General features: G+C 62.5%; 19 protein-coding genes. 6 read left to right on the forward strand and 13 right to left on the reverse strand.

Annotated features, from left to right (window positions below):
- Nucleotides 1–42 precede the first annotated feature (42 nt).
- From AC1DYW_RS19660 to AC1DYW_RS19670, 3 genes are all read right to left on the reverse strand, one after another.
- Entirely contained in the window at nt 43–453 is a 411-nt protein-coding gene (locus tag AC1DYW_RS19660; protein ID WP_477227544.1) for a GNAT family N-acetyltransferase, read from the reverse strand.
- Nucleotides 454–505: 52 nt separating this feature from the next.
- On the reverse strand, nt 506–2,182 hold the full coding sequence (locus AC1DYW_RS19665) for an NAD+ synthase (protein ID WP_477227327.1): 1,677 nt from the start codon (nt 2,180–2,182) through the stop codon (nt 506–508).
- Between the two features lie 122 nt (nt 2,183–2,304).
- Nucleotides 2,305–3,021: a DNA-3-methyladenine glycosylase I gene (locus AC1DYW_RS19670; RefSeq protein WP_477227328.1), complete on the reverse strand. Its 717-nt coding sequence runs from the start codon at nt 3,019–3,021 to the stop codon at nt 2,305–2,307.
- Between the two features lie 193 nt (nt 3,022–3,214).
- On the opposite strand from AC1DYW_RS19670, the gene AC1DYW_RS19675 reads away from it, so the two are divergent.
- On the forward strand, nt 3,215–3,778 hold the full coding sequence (locus AC1DYW_RS19675; protein WP_457154852.1) for a DUF1003 domain-containing protein: 564 nt from the start codon (nt 3,215–3,217) through the stop codon (nt 3,776–3,778).
- A complete protein-coding gene (locus AC1DYW_RS19680) occupies nt 3,775–4,362 on the forward strand; it encodes a DedA family protein (RefSeq protein ID WP_477227329.1) in 588 nt (195 codons plus the stop codon). The genes AC1DYW_RS19675 and AC1DYW_RS19680 overlap by 4 nt, the downstream gene beginning before the upstream one ends.
- A gap of 61 nt (nt 4,363–4,423) precedes the next feature.
- Here AC1DYW_RS19680 and AC1DYW_RS19685 read toward each other — a convergent pair whose 3' ends face one another.
- The 3 genes from AC1DYW_RS19685 to AC1DYW_RS19695 form a co-directional block, all read right to left on the reverse strand.
- Nucleotides 4,424–4,942, reverse strand: coding sequence for a hemerythrin domain-containing protein (locus tag AC1DYW_RS19685; RefSeq protein WP_477227330.1), 519 nt, complete (start codon nt 4,940–4,942; stop codon nt 4,424–4,426).
- A gap of 40 nt (nt 4,943–4,982) precedes the next feature.
- Complete coding sequence (locus AC1DYW_RS19690) at nt 4,983–5,342, reverse strand: diacylglycerol kinase (protein WP_095085124.1); 360 nt, start codon at nt 5,340–5,342, stop codon at nt 4,983–4,985.
- Nucleotides 5,343–5,423: 81 nt separating this feature from the next.
- Complete coding sequence (locus AC1DYW_RS19695; RefSeq protein WP_457154423.1) at nt 5,424–5,840, reverse strand: GFA family protein; 417 nt, start codon at nt 5,838–5,840, stop codon at nt 5,424–5,426.
- Nucleotides 5,841–6,262: 422 nt separating this feature from the next.
- On the opposite strand from AC1DYW_RS19695, the gene AC1DYW_RS19700 reads away from it, so the two are divergent.
- A complete protein-coding gene (locus AC1DYW_RS19700) occupies nt 6,263–7,333 on the forward strand; it encodes a GGDEF domain-containing protein (protein ID WP_477227331.1) in 1,071 nt (356 codons plus the stop codon).
- A gap of 119 nt (nt 7,334–7,452) precedes the next feature.
- Here the strand turns inward: AC1DYW_RS19700 and AC1DYW_RS19705 are convergent, their stop codons facing one another.
- From AC1DYW_RS19705 to AC1DYW_RS19715, 3 genes are all read right to left on the reverse strand, one after another.
- A complete protein-coding gene (locus AC1DYW_RS19705) occupies nt 7,453–8,826 on the reverse strand; it encodes a class II 3-deoxy-7-phosphoheptulonate synthase (protein ID WP_095085126.1) in 1,374 nt (457 codons plus the stop codon).
- A 216-nt stretch (nt 8,827–9,042) separates the two neighbouring features.
- Nucleotides 9,043–12,534, reverse strand: coding sequence for a transcription-repair coupling factor (mfd, locus tag AC1DYW_RS19710; protein WP_477227332.1), 3,492 nt, complete (start codon nt 12,532–12,534; stop codon nt 9,043–9,045).
- Between the two features lie 71 nt (nt 12,535–12,605).
- A complete protein-coding gene (locus tag AC1DYW_RS19715) occupies nt 12,606–12,893 on the reverse strand; it encodes a succinate dehydrogenase assembly factor 2 (protein ID WP_457153368.1) in 288 nt (95 codons plus the stop codon).
- 92 nt (nt 12,894–12,985) lie between these two features.
- Between AC1DYW_RS19715 and recG the strand changes: the two genes are divergently transcribed.
- A complete protein-coding gene (recG, locus tag AC1DYW_RS19720) occupies nt 12,986–15,094 on the forward strand; it encodes an ATP-dependent DNA helicase RecG (protein ID WP_477227333.1) in 2,109 nt (702 codons plus the stop codon).
- Here the strand turns inward: recG and AC1DYW_RS19725 are convergent.
- Both AC1DYW_RS19725 and glmS read right to left on the reverse strand, forming a co-directional pair.
- Nucleotides 15,046–15,798 (reverse strand): DUF502 domain-containing protein, encoded by a 753-nt coding sequence (locus AC1DYW_RS19725; protein WP_095085130.1) that lies wholly within the window; start codon nt 15,796–15,798, stop codon nt 15,046–15,048. The genes recG and AC1DYW_RS19725 overlap by 49 nt on opposite strands.
- 179 nt (nt 15,799–15,977) lie before the next feature.
- Nucleotides 15,978–17,801, reverse strand: coding sequence for a glutamine--fructose-6-phosphate transaminase (isomerizing) (gene glmS / locus AC1DYW_RS19730; RefSeq protein WP_477227334.1), 1,824 nt, complete (start codon nt 17,799–17,801; stop codon nt 15,978–15,980).
- 209 nt (nt 17,802–18,010) lie between these two features.
- Here glmS and AC1DYW_RS19735 point away from each other — a divergent pair, with 209 nt between their 5' ends.
- Nucleotides 18,011–18,379 carry an ADP-ribosylation/crystallin J1 gene (locus AC1DYW_RS19735; RefSeq protein WP_477227335.1) on the forward strand — a complete coding sequence of 123 codons (369 nt, stop codon included), beginning with the start codon at nt 18,011–18,013 and terminating at the stop codon, nt 18,377–18,379.
- Here the strand turns inward: AC1DYW_RS19735 and glmU are convergent, their stop codons facing one another.
- Together glmU and AC1DYW_RS19745 are read right to left on the reverse strand one after the other, a co-directional pair.
- Nucleotides 18,380–19,756 carry a bifunctional UDP-N-acetylglucosamine diphosphorylase/glucosamine-1-phosphate N-acetyltransferase GlmU gene (gene glmU / locus AC1DYW_RS19740; protein ID WP_477227336.1) on the reverse strand — a complete coding sequence of 459 codons (1,377 nt, stop codon included), beginning with the start codon at nt 19,754–19,756 and terminating at the stop codon, nt 18,380–18,382.
- A gap of 153 nt (nt 19,757–19,909) precedes the next feature.
- A complete protein-coding gene (locus AC1DYW_RS19745) occupies nt 19,910–20,656 on the reverse strand; it encodes a cytochrome c biogenesis CcdA family protein (RefSeq protein ID WP_184873922.1) in 747 nt (248 codons plus the stop codon).
- A 180-nt stretch (nt 20,657–20,836) separates the two neighbouring features.
- Between AC1DYW_RS19745 and AC1DYW_RS19750 the strand changes: the two genes are divergently transcribed.
- Nucleotides 20,837–21,214, forward strand: a complete 378-nt coding sequence (locus tag AC1DYW_RS19750; protein WP_477227337.1) for a COG4315 family predicted lipoprotein — start codon at nt 20,837–20,839, stop codon at nt 21,212–21,214.
- Nucleotides 21,215–21,488: the final 274 nt, after the last annotated feature.

Below are 21,488 nucleotides of genomic sequence, written 5' to 3' on the forward strand. Positions count from 1 at the left end.
TATTTTGCAACAACGGCGGATGTCGCCATGGTCGCACGCTCGTCATTGCGGAATGCGATCGAGGCGCATGTATCGACCATCCGTCGATGCCTTGAAGCCCAGTTTCTCATAGACCCCGTGTGCGTCGCTGGTCGACAGGCTCCAGTGCGAAACCGTGCTGAGTTCGGGGTGGTCGATGAGTGCCTGGACCAGTCGCGACCCTATGCCCTCCCCGCGATGCTCCGGCCAGATGATGATGTCGGCAAGATAGGCAAACACCATGCGGTCGGTGATCGCCCGGCCGAAACCGACTTGTTTTCCATCTAGATAGGCGCCCACACAAAGCGAATTGGCAAAGGCTCGCCGATGGAACTCATCGTTGCGTCCAGCACCCCAATAGCTGGCCATCAACAGGTCGGATGTCGTTCGGAAATCGATCCGTGATATTTCGAAGCTGATCTCACACTCGGGCACGGCTGCACCCTTGCCCGCGAGATGGCGCGAGCGTTCGGTCCACGACCGCCATCTAGCTGCGGTCCCTGAAACGGTTGGTGATGGGATAGCGGCGGTCACGGCCAAAATTCTTCCGGGTGATCTTCACGCCCGGTGCCGCCTGCCGGCGCTTGTATTCGGCGATGTAGAGCAGGTGCTCGATGCGTGTAACTGTCGACCGGTCGTGACCGCGTGCGACGATGTCGTCGACCCCCATCTCGTTCTCGACCAGGCATTCGAGGACATCGTCCAGCACCGGATAGGGCGGCAGCGAATCCTGGTCGGTCTGGTTCTCGCGCAATTCCGCCGACGGCGCCTTGTCGATGATGTTCTTCGGAATGACCTCGCCCGAAGGCCCGAGCGCGCCCGGCGGCACGTGGCTGTTGCGCCAGCGCGACAGCGCGTAGACCTGCATCTTGTAGAGGTCCTTGATCGGATTGAAGCCGCCGTTCATATCGCCGTAGAGCGTGGCGTAGCCGACCGACATCTCGCTCTTGTTGCCGGTGGTGACGACCATCGAGCCGAACTTGTTGGAGATCGCCATCAGGATGGTGCCGCGCGCACGGCTCTGCAAATTCTCCTCGGTAATGCCTTCCTTGGTGCCCTCGAAAAGCTGTGTCAGCGTGTGCAGAAAGCCCTCGACCGGCTCGAAGATCGGCACGATGTCATAGCGGCACCCGAGCGCCCGGGCGCAATCCTCGGCGTCTTTCAGCGAGTCCTTCGAGGTGTAGCGATAGGGCATCATCACCGCGCGCAGGCGTTCTTCGCCAAGCGCATCGACGGCCAACGCCGCGCAGATCGCCGAATCGATACCGCCCGACAGGCCGAGCACGACGTTCTTGAAACCGTTCTTGTTGACGTAGTCGCGCAGGCCAAGCATGCAGGCGCGGTAGTCGGCCTCCTCCCTGTCCGGGATCTTCGACATCGGCCCTTCAGAACAGATCCAACCGTCATCCGTTCGTTTCCAGGTGGTCACGTCGACCGCTTCCTCGAACTGGCTCATCTGGAAGGCCAGCGTCTTGTCGGAACCGATGGCAAACGACGCGCCGTCGAAGATCAGCTCGTCCTGGCCGCCAAGCTGGTTGGCATAGATCATCGGCAGCCCGCATTCGATGACCTGGCGGATGACGACCTGATGGCGGACATCGATCTTGGCGCGATAGTAGGGCGAGCCGTTCGGCACCAGCAGGATCTCAGCCCCGCTTTCGGCCAGCGTCTCACAGATGCCGACATCGCCCCAGATGTCCTCGCAGATCGGAATCCCGATCCGCACACCGCGGAAATTGACCGGCCCCTGGATCTCGGGTCCAGCCTGGAAGACGCGCTTTTCGTCGAATTCGCCGTAGTTCGGTAAATCGAGCTTGTAGCGCTCGGCGATAATCTTGCCGCCATCGGCGAAGACGATCGAATTGTGCGTGCCGCTCTTGCGCTTCAGCGGCGTGCCGATGATGACGCCCGGACCGCCATCGGCGGTATCGGCAGCAAAGTCCTGCGCCGCCTTTTCGCAGGCCTTCAGGAAAGCCGGCTTCAGCACCAGATCCTCCGGCGGATAGCCGGCGAGGAAGAGCTCGGTGTAGAGCACGACATCGGCGCCCTGGCGGGCTGCATCCGCCCTCGCCTCGCGCGCCTTGGCGAGATTGCCTGGTATGTCGCCAACAGTCGGATTGAGCTGGGCGACGGCGATGCGCAGGATGTCGAGCTTCTTGGTCATGCTGCTGACTTAGCGCGGCAAATTTGCCCGAGCAATGGCGTTCGTTTGGACCAATCCAGACCGAATGACATAGGTCATTCGTGTCCAGACCAAATGTCAGATCGTGGCTGGGCGACCAGCGATCAGTCGTCGCCCATATATTCGCGCAGCGCTTCTGGCGAATGGTTGTCGCCGATCGACATCGCCAGGATGCGCGAAATATGCCGGCGCGGCAGGCCCGTCTCCGTCGCCCATTGATTGATCTGGTTTTGGATCTTGTCGAGATCCTTCTTCGAGGTCGGGCTTTCGGCGATGTCGAGGCCGGCATCGCGCAGTGCCGCCGCCATATCACCCGAAATGACGAAGGCATCCCAGCCCAGCCAGCGCAGGAAATACTGGCCGGTGTTGCCGCCGAGCCGGCTGCCATGCTTGCCGAGATAGGCCATCAGCCCGACCTGATCGTCCGCAGGCCAGTCGGCAAGGAATTTGCCGAAACCGCCATATTCCTTCGACACTCGCTCGACGAAGGCAGCATTGTCGCGCACCGATTTGATCTTCTGCGGATTGCGCACGATGCGCTGGTCGGCCGTCAGATCGTGCCAGAAATCATCGGGCTGGAACAACAGCCGCTTCGGCTCGAAGTGGAGGAAGGCCTCTTCGAAGCCCGGCCATTTCTGTTCGATGACGCGCCAGACGAAACCGGCGGCAAAGACGCGCTCGGCCATAACAGACAGAATGCGATCGTCGGCGATGTCAGCCACGGCGGCATTGTCGGGCGCCGGCCCCAAAAGTGACGAAAGCTCCGCCTCACCGCCCTTGCGTTTTGCCGCACGCAGGCGAATTTTCTGAAAATCGGCCATCGATCCCTCGCTGTTCGCGACAATGTAACACTTCCCGTGAGGGCCGGCAGCCTCTACCTCTTAGTGCATGTCGCTCAAAAGTGGCCCCGGTTTTGAGACAACGACATGCATGAGAACAAAGACCTAAAGCGCGTCATTTGAATCCGTTTTCAACGCGACGCGCTTTAGGCAAGCCAAGACCCTGGAGACGGCCATGAACAAGACGATCGACGACCTGGCGAACCGCTGGCTCAAGCGACGGCCGGACGGCCTCAGCCAGCTCGAAAGCCGCGTGCTGCAATCGACGCTCGAACGCACCACCATCTCGCGGGACACCAACAAGGCCGTCGCCTTCCATCAGACCTTTGGCGACCGCCTCGCCGACACGATTGCCCGCATCGGCGGCTCGTGGTCCTTCATCCTGACCTTCATCGCGTTCCTAGTCCTGTGGACCGCGGGCAATGTCTGGCTCCTGTCGCGCGACGCCTTCGATCCCTACCCGTTCATCTTCCTCAACCTCGTGCTGTCGATGATCGCCGCCTTGCAGGCACCGGTGATCATGATGGCGCAGAACCGCCAGACCGAGCGCGACCGCATCGACGCCGCCCACGATTACGAGGTCAATTTGAAGGCTGAGATCGAGATCATGGCGCTGCATGAAAAGCTGGACGAACTCCGCCACGGCCAGATCCTCGGCATGCGCGACGAGATGGCGCGGCTGGCCGACCTCGTCAAGCGGATCGACGAAAGGCTGTCGCAGCAGCAGCCGTCTTCATGACCGAAACGATCCATCACCTCATCGAACAATACGGACTGCTCGCCGTCTTCCTCGGCTGTGTCGCGGAGGGTGAAAGTGCGGCCATCCTCGGTGGCTTCTTCGCGCACCAACAAGTCTTCGTGCTCTGGCATACCGTCCTGGCGGCCGCCCTTGGCGCCTTCGTCGGCGACACCTTCTTCTTCATTCTTGGACGAAGCTTTGCCGACCATCCCTATGTCGTCAGATTGCGCAGGCGGCCTGGCTTCCGCCGGGCCTTTCGCCTGCTCAACACCCATCCCGACATCTTCGTGCTGTCGAACCGCTACATCTACGGCATGCGCCTTGTCGGCGGCATCGCGGCCGGCCTTTCCAACATCGCGGCGCCGCGTTTCATTATCCTCAACGCCATGTCATCGGTGATCTGGGCGGTGCTGTTCAGTACGGTTGGCTATGTCTTTGGTTTGGGGGCCGAACACTTCGTCGGCCAGGCATTGATGCATCACGAGCGGTTGCTGGTCGGGCTTGGCATTGGTTTGACGGTGGCCGTGTTTGCCTGGCTGATCGCCCGCCACGTCGCGAAAAAGGAACGGACCAGGGAAAGCTGAGACCTTTGGTTTCCATGCATGTCGTTGCCCCAAAGCCGCCAAGCACTTTGAGCGACATGCATCAGTCAATACCAAGCGCGACATCACCCCGATCGAGGATCAGTGGGATGATCAGGTCTTCCTCGTCGGCAAGGTGCCTGGTCAGCATGGCGATCAGCCGGCTGTTTTCGTCGGCATAGGCGTCGGCGGCAAAGCGCTGTCTGTCTTCGCTCTTCTGAAGCGTCTTGATGAAGGCGTCGGCGGCCTCGGCATTGCGCTCCAGACCTTCATGGATGGTGTGATGGTCGGCATCGAGGATCTCGAAGCCGCGCTTCAGCCGCGTCTCCGCCTTGGCGAAGACCGGGAACCAGCGCGCGAAGTCGGGCGCTGTCAGCCTGCCTTCGCGGTAGTCGCCAATGCCGTTGGTCAGCATGCCGCCGAGTTCGCGGAACATGTCGTGACGCTGCAGCCACATATTGGCGACGCCGCGGATGTTGGCGTGGCCCTGCCAGTTTTCGCGCGGGTATTTCTCGGCCAGCCAGCGCAAATCGTCCGGTAGCCCTTTGCGCTCCAGAAGCAGAAGGTTTGTGACTTCAGACATGACGGTTTCCTTTAGTTACCGTCATGTAGGAGCCGGGATGCTAGATCGGTAGCCCGGTGATGCGTTCGATGATGGCGATGCCCCAGACGCCGGCGACGATGATCACCGAAATCAGAACCGCCAGCGAACCGCAGTCCTTGGCTAGCTGGATATCGACATTGAACTCGCGGCTGAACGCGTCGCAGGCCGCCTCGATGCCTGTGTTCAGCACTTCGACCATGATGAGAAGCAGCACCGCTCCGATCAGCAAGGCATAGCCACGCCACGAGATCGAAACGAACCAGCCGAGCGGCAAGGCGAGCGCGAGCAGCATCAGCTCCTGCTGGAAAGCCTTCTCGCTGACGGCCAGCTTGCGAAACGCCCGCACTGAATTGAAAAAAGCGTCGATCAGCCGCTGCATGCCAAACCCCTTTGCGAATCACCGGCACGGGATAATGCAATGGCTGGCCAGATCAATGGAATAAGGCGATTTGTCCAAGATTCATTCAGCGACCGGTATGGACGGCGTCGACTTTTCAAACTGCGGCAGCCCGTCGTCGATCGAATAATAGTCGCCCTTGTCGCCGACGAAGATGTGGCATTCGCCCTCAAGGCCCGTCGGCACGTCGAACGATCCCGCCATGACCGAAACGTAGCCCTGGTCCCGCGGCTTCCAGAACAGCAGAGACCCGCATGCCTTGCAAAAACCGCGCCTGGCGAAGGAAGACGCTTCGTACCAGGTGATGCTTTCGCCGCCCTCGATCACAATGTCGGCGTCTGCAACATTGGTCGCGGCGTAGAAATGTCCGCTCTGCTTCCTGCATTGCGAACAATGACAATAGACGACGCCACGCAGCGCTCCGCGGGTTCTGAAGCGAACCGCTCCGCACAGACACGATCCGCCGTGACTGTCACTCATTTCGCCCCTCCTTGAAGAACCTGTGCCTGGCATGGCTTCGTCGTCAGGATTCCAGCTTTGTGGCAGCCATACGCAAGCAAATGCGACATTTGCTGGTGTGGCGAAGCCGAATCCAGTTTCACTTTTTGCAGCGCGTTATGCGCGAATTTCGCATTCAAACCCACCAAACTGGCGTTCATCCCGGATTGTTGGTGCGCAAATTGCAGCCTCCACAGCACACAAGAGATAGAAAAACCGTGGAACCTCAGCGAATTAAGGAAACTTTAGCGCTCCCGCATTTATGGTCATGGCGAGCGAATGTCGCAGGTGGGGACGCGTCTGTTCGCAAGTTGTTCTGGGTTATCGGGTAGTCTTCCCCGGTTGGCGACAAATGGAACCCCCAAAGTTCTGCGGCGGGATCCAAGGGGAAGAGTGATCAGAACATGCAGGCGGCAGCTGTCCCAACCGAACGAAGCACCGATATCGCGGCCACTGTCGTCGCCACAATGCGCCAGTTGGGCGTGCTCGGCCTTCCCCGCAACTACGAAATTTTCTACGAGGCACTGAGCGGCACCAATCGCGAACTCAGCCTCGCCGTCGTTTCGCTGAGCAACCGGCCGACACAGGATGAACTGGACCAGATCGGCCGCGCCTTCTTTGCCCACAACCATGGCCCCGGCATCGTCGAGCATGCCAGGGAAGTCATTGCCAGGGAGCTCGAGGAGGTCGCTTCGCTGTTGAGGAGCGAGCGCAGCCATATCGAGAAATACGGCAGGATCCTCGACGAGACATCGAGCGGACTGAGCAACCGCAGCCTTCTCTCCCAGGATCTTTTGCAGAAGATCGCCAACGCCATGACGATTGCCACCAATTCGACGATCGACCACGGCCGGCAGGTGGCCTCGACGCTCAGCGACAAGACGGCCGAACTCGAGAGCGTCAAGTCGAAGCTCGAGGAATACAAGCGGCTGGCCGACACCGATCCGTTGACCCATATCTGGAATCGCCGCGCATTCGACAAGGAAATCACCAGGATCTACAACAGCAACAAGGGTATCCTGTTCAACGCCCTGATCCTTGCCGACATCGATCGCTTCAAGGACATCAACGATCGCTACGGCCACCCGGTCGGCGACAAGATCATCCAGATCATCGCCGACATCTTCCAGACCAGCATCCGCGGTGACATGTTCGTCGCCCGAACCGGCGGCGAGGAGTTCGCGCTGATCATCGAGGGCGCCAGCGAGGACGCAACCTACGAGATCGCGGAGCGCATCCGCGCCCTGATCGAGCAGACGCCGTTCACCAGCAGCCAGACCGGCACGAACTACGGCACCGTCACCGTCTCGATGGGCATTTGCATGGCATCCGAAGCCGAGGGGCCGGAGGATCTCTACACCAAGGCCGACCGGGCGCTGTATCGCTCCAAGGTCAGCGGCCGCAACCGCGTCACCAGGCATTCGACGATGGCCGGCCGCGCCGGCAAGAGCTGGCTGCTCTACAAGAAGGACTGAGCGCCCCATCCGCCTCGGACCCGGACTCGCCGGCCTGCGCTGGGAACGCGGACGCTGAAAAAGAAAGCGCCGGATTTCTCCAGCGCTTTTTTCCGTCAACGTTCAGGCCGAAATCAAGCTCAGCCGTTAACGGCCTGCTTGTGCTGCACCGGGTGGCTCTTCTTCAACAGGTCAGAGACCAGGAAGGCCAGTTCGATCGCCTGGTCGGCGTTGAGACGTGGATCGCAATGCGTGTGGTAGCGATCCTGCAATTCATCGGCGGTGATGGCGCGGGCGCCACCGGTGCATTCGGTGACGTTCTTGCCGGTCATTTCGACGTGGATGCCGCCAGGATGCGTGCCTTCGGCGCGATGCACCTCGAAGAAGGTTTGCACCTCCTTCAGGATGCGGTCGAACGGCCGCGTCTTGTAGCCGGCGGCCTCGATCGTGTTGCCATGCATCGGGTCCGACGACCACACCACGCTGCGGCCTTCCTTCTGCACCGCACGCACCAGCTTCGGCAGATGGTCGGCGACCTTGTCCGAGCCGAAGCGCGCGATCAGCGTCAGCCGGCCGGGTTCGTTTTCGGGGTTGAGCAGGTCGATCAGTTCCAGCAACCCATCCGGCGTCAGCGAGGGGCCGCACTTCAGGCCAAGCGGGTTCTTGATGCCGCGGCAATATTCGACATGCGCATGGTCGGGCTGGCGCGTCCGATCACCGATCCAGATCATGTGACCCGACGTGGCGTACCAGTCGCCGGAGGTCGAATCGACGCGGGTCAGCGCCTCCTCATAGCCGAGCAGAAGCGCCTCGTGGCTGGTGTAGAAATCCGTCTCGCGCAATGCATAGTTGGTTTCCGAGGTGATGCCGACGGCCTTCATGAAGTCCATCGTCTCGGTGATGCGGTTGGCGAGTTCACCGTACTTCTCGCCTTGCGGGCTGTCGGACACGAAGCCGAGCATCCAGCTATGCACGTTCTCCAGGCTGGCATAGCCACCCTGCGCGAAGGCGCGCAGAAGGTTGAGCGTCGCCGCCGACTGGCGGTATGCCATCTCCTGGCGGGCAGGATCTGGAATGCGCGACTTGGCGTCGAACTCGATGCCGTTGATGATGTCGCCGCGATAGCTAGGCAGCGTCACATCGCCCTTGGTCTCGTTGTCGGACGAGCGCGGCTTGGCGAACTGGCCGGCAACCCGGCCGACCTTGACCACCGGCTGCGCGCCGGCGAAGGTCAACACCACCGACATCTGCAGGAAGACGCGGAAGAAGTCGCGGATATTGTCCGCGCCATGTTCGGCAAAACTCTCGGCGCAATCGCCGCCCTGGAGAAGGAATGCATCACCGGCAGCAACAGCCGCCAACTGCTTCTTCAGCTTGCGCGCCTCACCTGCAAAAACCAGCGGCGGAAAGGTGGCGAGCTGGGCTTCCGTGTTCTTCAGCGCGGCAAGGTCCGGATAGGCAGGAACCTGCTTGATCGGCATCGCTCTCCACGAATTCGGCGACCATTTCGTCATCGCTGCACCCAAAGCTCTTTCCGAGCAATTCCAGGAAAAGCGTGAAACGGTTTCCGTCCGGAATTGCGTCAAACAACAAAGCGAGCGCCGTCGCCCGCCGATCCACCCCATGTGGGGATCGCGGCTCCATACACGAAGCCGATTTCCTATTCTAGACCGGATTTGTCCGGCTGGCGAATGCACCGGCTGCCCAGCCGGTGCCCCTATCCCTGCCCGCTACGCCGCCACCAGCCGCGCCAACTGCGTCATGACGACGGCCGAGCCTGCCAGCCGCTTCTCGGCCGTCGGCCAGTCGCGCACGAACACGACGCTGTGGTCGGGCCGGATCTTGGCCAGCGAACCCTGCTCGCCAATGAACTGGACCAGGCCGACCGGGTTGGAGAATTCGCGTTTGCGGAAATGGATGACGACACCCTTCGGCCCGGCGTCGAGCTTTTCGACATTGGCCTTGCGGCAGAGCGCCTTGATGAAGACGATCTTCAAGAGATGCTTCACCTCTTCCGGCAGCGGGCCGAACCGGTCGATCAGCTCCGCGCCGAAGGCGTCGATCTCCTCGGTGTTTTCGAGGTCGCCGAGGCGGCGGTAGAGCGCCAGCCTGAGCTGCAGGTCCGGCACATAGCTTTCCGGGATCATCACCGCCGTACCGACTGCGATCTGCGGCGACCAGCCGCCATCCTGCACTTCGCCGGAATCCTTCACCTCGGCGACGGCCTCCTCCAGCATCTGCTGGTAGAGCTCGAAGCCGACCTCCTTGATGTGGCCGGACTGCTCTTCGCCGAGAAGATTGCCGGCGCCTCTGATATCGAGATCGTGGCTGGCCAGTTGGAAGCCGGCGCCCAGCGTGTCGAGCGACTGCAGCACCTTCAGCCGGCGCTCGGCCGTGTCGGTCAGCTTGCGGTTGGCCGGCAGCGTGAACAGCGCATAGGCGCGCACCTTCGAGCGGCCGACGCGGCCGCGCAGCTGATAGAGCTGCGACAGGCCGAACATGTCGGCGCGATGGATGATCAGCGTGTTGGCGGTCGGGATGTCGAGACCGGATTCGACGATGGTCGTCGACAACAGCACATCGTACTGGCCGTCGTAGAAGGCATTCATGATGTCGTCGAGTTCGCCCGGCGGCATCTGGCCGTGGGCCACCGCCACCTTCAGCTCCGGAACGGATTCTCTCAGGAAATCATGGATCTCCGCCAAATCGCTAATACGCGGAACGACATAGAAGGAGTGGCCGCCGCGATAGCGCTCCCGAAGTAGCGTCTCGCGGATGACCAGCGGATCGAAAGGCGAGATGAAGGTGCGCACCGCCATGCGGTCGACCGGAGGCGTGGCGATCAGCGACAGCTCGCGTACACCCGTCAGCGCCAATTGCAGCGTGCGCGGAATCGGTGTCGCCGACAGCGTCAGCACATGCACATCGGTCTTCAGGTCCTTCAGCCGCTCCTTGTGCTTGACGCCAAAGTGCTGCTCCTCGTCGATGATCAACAGGCCAAGGTTCTTGAACGAGATCGCGGACCCGAGCAGCGCGTGGGTGCCGATGACGATGTCGACCTGGCCCTCGGCGATGCCTTTCTTGGTCTCGGCCAGCTCCTTGGCGCCGACCAGCCGCGACGCCTGGGCGACGCGAATCGGCAGGCCGGAAAAGCGCTGCGAAAACGTCTTAAAATGCTGGCGCGACAACAGCGTCGTCGGCACCACGACGGCGACCTGGAATCCTTCCATCGCCGCGATGAAGGCGGCGCGCAGCGCCACTTCCGTCTTGCCGAAACCGACATCGCCGCAGATCAGCCGGTCCATCGGCTTGCCGGCGCCCAGATCGTCCCGAACCGAGTCGATCGCCGTCTGCTGGTCGTCGGTCTCCTCATAGGGGAAGCGGGCAGCGAACTCGCCATAGAGGCCCTCGGCCGGAACCAATGCCGGTGCGGCGCGCATCTGCCGTTCGGCGGCGATGCGGATCAGTTGCCCGGCCATGTCGAGCAGGCGTTTCTTCAGCCGCGCCTTGCGCGACTGCCAGGCGCCGCCGCCGAGTTTGTCCAAGGTCGCCTCGGCCGAATCCGAACCGTAGCGCGACAGAAGCTCGATGTTCTCGACCGGCAGGAACAGCCGGTCGTCGCCGGCATAGTGGATTTCCAGGCAGTCATGCGGGGCGCCAACCGCTTCGATGGTGCGCAGGCCAATGAAGCGGCCGATGCCGTGGTCGGCATGGACGACGATGTCGCCGGCCGACAGCGCCGAGGCTTCGGCGATGAAGTCCGAGGCGCGCTTCTTGCGCTTCGAGCGCCGGATCAGCCGGTCGCCGAGAATGTCCTGTTCGGCGACGACGACCAGTCTTTCGGTCTCGAAACCGGATTCCAGCGGCAGCACGGCCAATGCCGCCTGCCCCGGCTCGAGTTGCTCCGCTTCCGCCAGCGTGGCGACCTGCTTGAGATTGCCGAGATGGTGCTCGCTGAGGATCTGGCCAAGCCGGTCGAGCGAGCCTTCTGTCCAGCCGGCAATGACGATACGGCGGCGCGCAGCACGCTCGTCGGCGATATGCCTGACGACGATATCGAAGACATTGATGCTGGGGTCGGCGCGCTCCCCAGCAAAACTGCGGCCATGGCGCGAGCCGGCATGGAACACTTTCTTGGCGCCGGCATCGGGCGCGTCGAAGGGCGTAAAATCGATCGCTTCGCGCGGCCCGAGCGAAGCAATCAGGTTTTCCGGCGAGAGGTAGAGCAGGTCCGGCGGCACCGGCTTGTAGGGCACCGCATCCTTCAATGCGCCGTCGGCCTGCTTCTTGCGCGCCTCGTAGTGGTCGAGGATCAGCGTGTGACGCTCGGCCAGCGCCTCATGCGCCAGATGGTCGAACACAACAGGCGTGTCCGGCAGATAATCGAACACGGTCTCCAGCCGTTCGTAGAAGAACGGCAGCCAGTGCTCAATGCCGGCGAAGCGTCGCCCTTCGCTGACCGCCGCATAGAGCCCGTCGTCGCGCTGGGGCGCGCCAAAGGCTTCGATATAGGAGCGGCGGAAACGGCTGATGGTTTCCGGCGTCAGCGCCACTTCGCTCATCGCCTGTAGCGCCATCGACTTGCGTTGGCCGGTGGTGCGTTGCGTGGCGGCGTCGAACACGCGGATCGATTCCAGCGTGTCGCCGAAGAAATCGAGCCTGAGCGCCTCGGTCCAGCCGGGCGCGAACAGGTCGAGAATGCCGCCGCGCACGGCGAATTCACCGATGCCGCGCACGGTCGGTACGCGTTCGAACCCGGACGTCTCCAGCCGCGACACCAGCGCATTCATGTCGATCTGGTTGCCGGGCCTGGCATGGAAGGTTTGTGCCTCGACCAGGTCGGCCGGCGGGATGCGCTGCAGCAACGCATTGGCGGTGGTCAGTATGACGGCGCGGTGCGGCTTCTTCGCCAGCGCGATCATGGCGGTCAACGCATCGAGCCGCTTGGCGGCGGCGTCCGAGCCGGGCGAGACCCGGTCATAGGGCAGGCAATCCCAAGCCGGCAGTTCCAGCACAGGAAGGCCGGGCGCCGCGAAGGACAGCGCCTCGATGATCGCCGGCAGCCTCTGGCCGTCGCGCGCCACGAACAGAACCGGCTTGTCCGGCGCGATCTCCAGTGCCGCCTGCACCAGCGCAAAGGCTTCATAGCCGTCGGCGACGCCATCGACGATGAACTGGCCGGCGCGGCCTTTCGGCAGACCGATGGTGGGAATGAGGCTCATGAAATCACGGTCTTGTTTGTCGCAACTCCGGGCGGAAAACCGCTTCGCACTTTTCCTGGAATTGCTTGTGTTCAGAATGTCATGGAATGGCGGAAAGCCAGGATCTTCTGCAGGACGGCACAGTCTATGTCCCGGGGAACCGGGCGTTCGCCGGTGACCATGGGCAGGAATTCGGTGTCGGGAATGTCGAGGAGCCTCTCATATTGGTCGATTTCCTCGCCGGTCAAGGCGCCGATCTCGGCGTCGGCGAAGGTGCCGAGGATCAGGTCCATCTCGCGCATGCCGCGATGCCAGGAGCGAAACAGAAGCTTGCGGCGGCGGGCGTCCAGCCCCACGCTTGATCTCGTCGTCCCGGTCATTGTCCCGCATCCTCACTTGCTGCGGCGCATATAGCGTGGATAGAAGGGGCTGTCAGCCTTGCGCTGCGGCCCTCGCGACATAAGCTGACATCATGCGTCCTTCCATCCTCGATCCGTTGTTCGTCCCGATCACCTCGCTTGCCGGCGTCGGACCGAAGGTTGGCGCGCTGATCGAGAAAGTCGTCACGGCCGATCTCGGTGATCGCGCCGCGCGCGCCGGCGACCTTCTGTTCGTGTTGCCGCACACCGTCATCGACCGCCGCAACCGCCCGGGCATCGCACTCGCCGCCGAAGGCTCGATCGTCACGCTTGAGGTGCGCATCGACCGCCACCAACCGCCGCCGCGCGGCAACAGGTCGGTGCCCTACCGGGTCTACGCCCATGACGATACCGGCGAGATCGCGCTGACTTTCTTCCATGCCCATGCCTCCTATCTCGAAAAGGCGATGCCCGAGGGCGAGCATGTCGTGGTCTCGGGTCGCATGGAATGGTTCAACGGCCGCCCGACCATGGTCCACCCCGACCACATCGCGCTGGCCAGCGAAGCGGAAAACCTGCCGCTGGTCGAGCCGGTCTATCCGCTCACCGCCGGGCTCTCGGGCAAGGTGCTGCGCCGGGCGATCGGCCAGGCGCTGGCGCGCTTGCCCACTTTCGCCGAATGGCAGGACGGCGCCTTCATGCGCCGGCACACCTTTCCCACCTTTGGCGATGCGCTCGCCCGCATCCACAATCCGGCCGACCCGATCGATGTCTCCATCGATGGTGCCGCGTGGCGGCGCCTAGCCTATGACGAGCTGCTGGCGGGCCAGGTTTCGCTGGCACTGGTCCGGGCAAAAATCCGCCGCCTGTCCGGCCGTCCTCTGGTCGGCGACGGCAGCATCGTCGAGAAACTGCGCGCTGCACTCCCCTACTCGCTGACCGCGAGCCAGGAATTCGCGCTCGCCGAAATCAATGCCGACCTCGCCGATCCCGAACGCATGCTGCGGCTCCTGCAGGGCGATGTCGGCTCCGGCAAGACGGTCGTTGCGCTGCTGGCCATGGCCCGTGCGGTCGAGGCCGGCGGCCAAGCTGCACTGATGGCGCCGACCGAAATCCTGGCGCGCCAGCATCTGGCCACGATCGCGCCGCTTGCCGCCAAGGTCGGTTTGCGTATCGCTATCCTCACCGGCCGCGAGAAAGGCCGCGAGCGCACCGACACACTGGCCGGCCTGGCGAGCGGCGAGATCGACATCGTCGTCGGCACCCACGCGCTGTTCCAGGAGACGGTCACCTTCCATGACCTGGTCTTCGCGGTCATCGACGAGCAGCATCGCTTCGGCGTCCACCAGCGGCTTGCCATCACCGCCAAGGGCGACGCGCCCGACATGCTGGTGATGACGGCCACGCCCATCCCGCGCACGCTGGTGCTGACGGCCTTCGGCGACATGGACGTGTCGAAGCTGACGGAGAAGCCGGCCGGCCGCCAGCCGATCCGCACCGTCACGCTGCCGCTCGAGCGGCTCGACGAGTTGGTCGGCCGCATGGTCGAAGCCGTCGCCGGCGGCCAGAAGATCTATTGGATCTGTCCGCTGGTCGAGGAATCCGAAGAGATCAAGCTGATGTCGGCCGAGGACCGTTTTGCGTCCCTGAGACCGCTCTTCGGCGATCGCATCGGCCTCGTCCACGGCCGCATGAAGGGTGCCGACAAGGACGAAGCGATGCGCGCCTTCAAGCAGGGCGAGACACGCATCCTGATCGCCACCACGGTCATCGAGGTCGGCGTCGACGTGCCGGACGCCACCGTCATGGTCATCGAACATGCCGAGCGCTTTGGCCTTGCCCAGTTGCACCAGTTGCGCGGTCGGGTCGGGCGCGGTGACATCAAGTCATCCTGCGTGCTGCTCTACAAGGACCCGCTCGGCGAGACCGCAAAACGCCGGCTGTCGGTGATGCGCGAGACCGAGGACGGGTTCCTGATCGCCGAAGAAGATCTGAAGCTGCGCGGCGAAGGCGAGCTTCTGGGCACCCGCCAGTCCGGCACGCCTGGTTTCCAGGTGGCACGCATCGAGGCGCATGCCGATCTATTGGAGGCCGCTCGTGACGACGCCAGGCTGGTCCTGTCACGTGACCCGGAGCTGCAATCCGAGCGTGGCGAGGCGTTGCGCCTGTTGCTTTACTTGTTCGGCCGCGACGAAGCCGTCCGGCTCCTGCGCGCCGGCTGAGCCAAGGCGGCAACCGATGGGTTGGCAAGCACATCGATCGGCTCGCCGTTCACGACGACCATCGGCTTGACTTCGGGCGCCACCAGCCCGGCGGAGACGATCAGCTTGGCGCCGTCCTCGATCGTCATGTCGAGCAGCACGATGTCGGACTTCGGCACATACATCAGAAACCCGGTGGTCGGGTTCGGCGTGCAAGGCATGAACACGGCGATCAGCGGATCGCCTTCCTGGTCGAGTTTCTGGTTGATCTCGGTTTCCTTCTCGCTGGCGACGAACACCAGCGACCAGACGCCCTTGCGCGGATATTCGACCAACCCGACCTGGCGGAACATGTCGCCCTTGTTCGACAGCACGGTCTCGAAAATCTGCTTCAGCGAGCCATAGATGCCGCGCACCAGCGGCATGCGGCCAAGCAGGCGCTCGCCGAAATTGACGATGGCGCGGCCGACAATGTTGGCCGTCAGGAAACCGATCAGCGTGATCAGGATCAGCGCGACGATCAGTCCAAACCCCGGGACCGGAAACGGCAGGTAGCTGTCGGGGCTATAGCGTGCCGGGATATAGGGCTTTACCCAGGAATCGACCCAGCCGATGAACGACCAGGCGATATAGGCGGTAATCGCCAGCGGCGCGCAGACGACGAAGCCCGTGAGGAAATAGTTCCTCAGCCGGGTCATGCCAGAGGTCTTGGGCGCATCGGACATGGGTCACCGGGGACACGGGTTGCAGCGCAACATTAGAGCATGATCCCGAAAAGTGGGAACCGGTTTTCGGAAAAAGATCATGCAAAAAAAGAAAAAGAGCCGCTGTGATGCAAATACCATCACAGCGGCTCTGTGAACCGGAAGGCGCTTTGGACTGCGAAGTTTTTGGAAGGCTGCGCCTACTCCACAGTCACCGATTTCGCCAGATTGCGCGGCTGGTCGACATCGGTGCCCATGAATACGGCGGTGAAATAGGCGAGCATCTGGATCGGCAGCGCGTAAATGATCGGCGAGATGATTTCCGGCACGTCCGGCAGCACGATCGTCTCCATTGTCTTGACGCTGGTAAGTGCCGCACCCTTGCTGTCGGTGATCAGGATGATCTTGCCGCCGCGCGCCGCCACTTCCTGCATGTTGGACACGGTCTTCTCGAAAATCCGGTCGTGCGGCGCGATGACGATGACGGGCATGTTCTCGTCGATCAGCGCGATCGGCCCATGCTTCAGCTCGCCCGCGGCATAGCCCTCGGCGTGGATATAGGAGATTTCCTTGAGTTTTAGCGCGCCTTCCATGGCCAGCGGAAAATTGGTGTCGCGGCCGAGATAGAGCACGTTCTTGTAGTGTGCGAGGTCGCGCGCGATCTTTTCGATCTGATGGTCGAGCTTCAGCACCTGGTTGGCGTAACGCGGCGCCTCCGACAACTCGCGCACAAAGGTCTTTTCCTGCTCACGCGAGATCGTGCCGCGCGCCACGCCGGCGCGCACGGCAAGCGATGCCAGCACCGAAAGCTGGCACGTGAACGCCTTGGTCGAGGCAACGCCGATCTCCGGGCCGGCGAGCGTCGGCAGCACGACGTCGGATTCGCGCGCCATAGTCGATTCACGGACATTGACGAGCGCGCCGATCTTCATCCCCGCCTTGCGACAATAGCGCAGCGAGGCCAGCGTGTCGGCGGTCTCGCCCGATTGCGAGATGAAGAAGGCGGCATCGTTCGCGGACAGCGGCATTTCGCGATAGCGGAATTCGGAGGCGACATCGATATCGACCGGGAGCCGCGCGTAACGCTCGAACCAGTACTTGCCGATCAGGCCGGCGAGATATGCGGTGCCGCAGGCCGAAATCGCCAGCCGGTCGATCTTGGCAAAATCGAACGGCAGGTCGAGCGGCTTGGACACGCCACCAACGAAGTCGAGATAATTCGCCAGCGTGTGCGAAATCACTTCGGGCTGTTCATGGATTTCCTTCTCCATGAAATGGCGCCGGTTGCCCTTGTCGACCATGAAGCTGGTCGAGAGCGACTGCTGCCGCTTGCGGTCGACCTTGTTGCCGTCGATGTCGAAGATCGTGACGCCGTCGCGGCGCACCACCGCCCAATCGCCATCTTCGAGATAGGTGATCGAATTGGTGAACGGGGCGAGCGCGATGGCGTCGGAACCCAGGAACATCTCGCCGTCGCCATGGCCGACAGCCAGCGGCGGGCCATTACGGGCGCCGACGATCAGGTCCTCGTCGCCTTTGAACATGATGGCCAGCGCGAAGGCGCCTTCCAGCCGCTTCAGCGCCTGGTGCGCGGCCTCGACCGGCTTCAGCCCCCTGGCCAGTTCGCGCGCCACCAGATGGGCGACGACCTCGGTGTCGGTCTGCGAAGAAAAGCTGTAGCCGTCACGCTTCAACTCGTCGCGCAATTCCGCGAAGTTCTCGATGATGCCGTTGTGGACGATGGCGACGCCGTCGGAAAAATGCGGATGCGCATTGGTCTCGTTGGGCACACCGTGCGTTGCCCAGCGCGTGTGGCCGATACCGATCGTGCCATCGAGCGGATCGTCCTTGAGCCGACGTTCGAGGTTGATCAGCTTGCCTTCGGCGCGCCTGCGTGCAAGCTGACCATGTTCGATGGTGGCGACGCCGGCCGAGTCATAGCCGCGATATTCGAGCCGTTTCAGCGCGTCGACGATGAGCGGCGCAACCTGCGAGTGGCCGACGATTCCAACGATACCGCACATGCAGACAGCCCCCAATTCCCCATGGAAAACCAGCACTATTTAGGGATGGCCGGCCTGCCGCGAAAGTCACATTGCATTTCGCCCCGTGTAACGGAACGCTTCTGTACGCATGCACCATGACAGACCGCTCTTGCAATCCGGTTACTGCAATCATTCGGTTTTTCAGCCATTCGGTTCCCGGTCGGGAAATGTTTGGCTAAGCTCCTACCATGAACGAAACCATATCAACCATTACACTCTGGCGCCCGGTCGGACCTGACGAGCTGAAACTCATCGAGGCTTCGGACATGCGGGCGTTTCCGCCGCGCCTGCCCGAACAGCCGATCTTCTATCCGGTCCTGTCGGAAGCCTATGCCGTGCAGATCGCGCGCGACTGGAACGTGCCGGCAAGCGGAGCAGGCTTCGTGACGCGGTTTGACGTGCTGAAAAGCTTTCTCGACCGCTACCGGGTCGAGCACGCCGGCAGCAAGGCGCATCTCGAATACTGGATACCCGCCGAGGACCTCGATGATTTCAACAAAGCCATCGTCGGCAAGATCGAGGTAACCGCCACCTTCGACAAGGACATGACCGGCTAGCTAGTGGTCGGCGCCGGCAGCCTTTTTCTTCGCGGCCGCGGCCGAAGCAAACCGCTCGCGCAATTCCTTGGCTTTGCCGGGGATTGTCTTCTGGCGGGCGCGACCGAAGGCCAGCGCATCGTCCGGCACGCTTTCGGTGATGACGCTGCCCGACGCGATGTAGCCGCGCCTGCCGATGGTGACAGGCGCCACCAGAGAGGAGTTCGATCCGATAAAGGCGCCCTCGCCGATGTCGGTGAAGAATTTCGAGTAGCCGTCGTAATTGCAGGTGATGGCGCCGGCCCCGATGTTGGCGCCCGCGCCGACGCGGGCATCGCCGATATAGGTCAGGTGATTGACCTTGGCGCCGTCCTCGATGGTCGCCTGCTTGACTTCGCAGAAATTGCCGACCTTGGCCTTGTTCCTGAGATCGGCTCCCGGTCGCAGCCGAGCGAATGGCCCAACTTCGCAATTCGAGGCGATGGTGGCACCCTCGAAATGGCTGAAGGCATGGATCTTGGCGCCGGTGGCGATCTTCACACCCGGACCGAACCAGACATTGGGCTCGACGATCGTGTCGGCGCCGATTTCGGTATCATGCGAGAAATACACGGTCTCCGGCGCGATCAGCGTCACGCCCGACAGCATCGCCTCGTGGCGGCGGCGCGCCTGCCAGATACCTTCGGCCTGCGCCAGTTCGGCGCGGTTGTTGATGCCGAGCGCGCTTTCGAAGCTGGTCTCGGTGGCCACGACATCGAGGCCTTTCGCGGTGGCAATCTCGACGATGTCAGTGAGATAGTACTCGCCCTTGGCGTTCTTGTTGCCGACCGCATCGAGCAGCGTCAGCGCCTGGCTGCCGGCCACCGCCATCATGCCGGCATTGCAAAAGCCGATCTTCCTTTCCTCCGCGCTGCAGTCCTTCTCCTCGCGGACGGCAATCAGCTTGCCGCCTTTTTCGATCAGCCTGCCATAGCCGGTCGGATTGAGCGGGCGGAAACCGATGACCACGACGGCAGCACCTTCCGCCAGTTTCAGCCGCGCCACGGTGAGCGCGTCGGCGTCGATCAACGGTGTGTCGCCGAACATCACCAGGATATCGTTGTAACCCTTTGATATCGCTTCACGCGCGGCAAGCACCGCATGCGCGGTGCCCAGGCGCTTTTCCTGCACGAAGGTCTCGGCCTTCGGCGCGAATTTCGCGGCTGCCTTGCGCATCTCGTCGGCGCCATGACCGATCACCAGCGCCTGGCTCCCAGCACCGGCGGCCTCGGCCGCCTTCACCACATGGGCGACCATCGGCAGCCCGGCGATCTGGTGCAGCACCTTCGGCAGCGTGCTCTTCATGCGCGTGCCTTCGCCGGCGGCGAGGATGACGGACAGGCAGGATCTCTGGCTCATGGGTGAACAACCATATGAAAAGGGTTGGGAATCAAGACAGGATAGCAGTGGCGCCTTGCTGCACCAATGCGGTTAAATTCCGGTGAGATGGTAGAGCAGCTAACTCTTAATCAGCGAGCCCACTCCGCGCCTTTCGCATCTTAGGCAAGGGGATCACCCCAGTCGTCCGAGCACCGGGAAATTCTCGAGCAGCCAGTAGGATACGGTCTGTACGCCGCCAGTGAGGAAAAACACCCCGGCGACGACCAGCAGCGCGCCAATGGCTTTCTCGACGCGGCCGAGATGGACGCGGAATTTGCCGAGGAAGCGCATGAAGGCGCCGGAAAACAGCGCCGCGATGAGGAACGGGATGCCGAGGCCAAGCGAATAGGCGGCGAGCAGCAGCGCGCCCTCGCCCACCGTCTCGCGGCCGCCGGCCAGCGTCAGGATCGGCCCCAGCACCGGGCCGATGCAGGGCGTCCAGCCGAACGCGAAAGCCAGTCCCATGACATAGGCGGCGATCGCACTTGCCGGCTTGCCCTGCGACTGGAAGCGCGCCTCGCGCGACAAAAGCGGAATGCGCAAGATGCCGAGGAAATTCAGGCCCATCAGGATGATCAGCACGCCAGCGGCCATCGCCAGCGGCTCCTGCCAGACCCTCAGCCAGTGGCCGATGGTCGAGGCGCCGGCGCCGAGCGCGACGAACACGGTCGAGAAGCCGAGCACGAAGGCGATCGAGGCATAGAGCAGCGCGCCGCGCGCGCCCTCACGAGCCGTCACGCCCGCATTGCCACGAAAATCGTCGACCGAGACGCCGGCCATATAGCAGAGATAGGGCGGCACCAGCGGCAGCACGCAGGGTGACAGGAACGAGATCGCTCCCGCCCCGACCGCGCTGACATAGCCGATGTCCAATGCCATTCCAAAGCTCCGACCGTTCCGGCGCCGATATAGGCTCGACCTTGCTTCTCCACCAATCACCATTTTGTGGCAAGTCGTCGCGGCATGTGCAGGTCGGGGAAGAAACGCCGGCTCGCAAGCGTTGATACAGCGAGGCCGCGATTTCCCGCGCGCCTCCAGATATCAGCCAGGGAGATTTCCATGAAAACCATAACCGTAGGGCTGGCCGCGCTTGTGCTGAGCACCGCCGCATCCTTCGCCGCCGAGGCGTGGAAGGAAGCTGAGGTCAATGGCACCAAGATCTACACCGACGCCAACGGCATGACGCTTTATACCTATGACAAGGATGAGAAGGGCAAGACCAATTGCTACGACAAGTGCGCCACCAACTGGCCGCCGCTGAAGGCCGAGGCCGGCGCCAAGGCGGATGACGAATGGAGCGTCGTCGACCGCACCGACGGCACCAAGATGTGGGCCTATGATGGCAAGCCGGTCTATACCTTCATCAAGGACAAGAAGGCCGGCGATGTGACCGGCGACGGTGTCGGCGAGGTCTGGCACATCGTCAAGGCCGACTGAGTTCTCAATCCGGGTCCTGCCGCTGGCGGGACTTCGGCTGGCTGCCGGGTATCCCTCCAAACCCGGCGGCTGGCACCAAACAAGCTCTCATAGCGTCTACCCCTGCGATACCCGGCCGGCTTTCCTCGACTCGGCAGTAAAATGAATCGGCTCGTTTCCGCTGACTCGGACTGCCATCTCCCTTTCCCGGAATACTGTGATTTTCTCCATACACTCTAAGAGTGTATTGCTGCGGACAGCCCTGCAATTTGGGCACTTCCCCTTGACCAGATGC

It is taken from the genome of Mesorhizobium sp. P2_D5 (assembly GCF_056404355.1).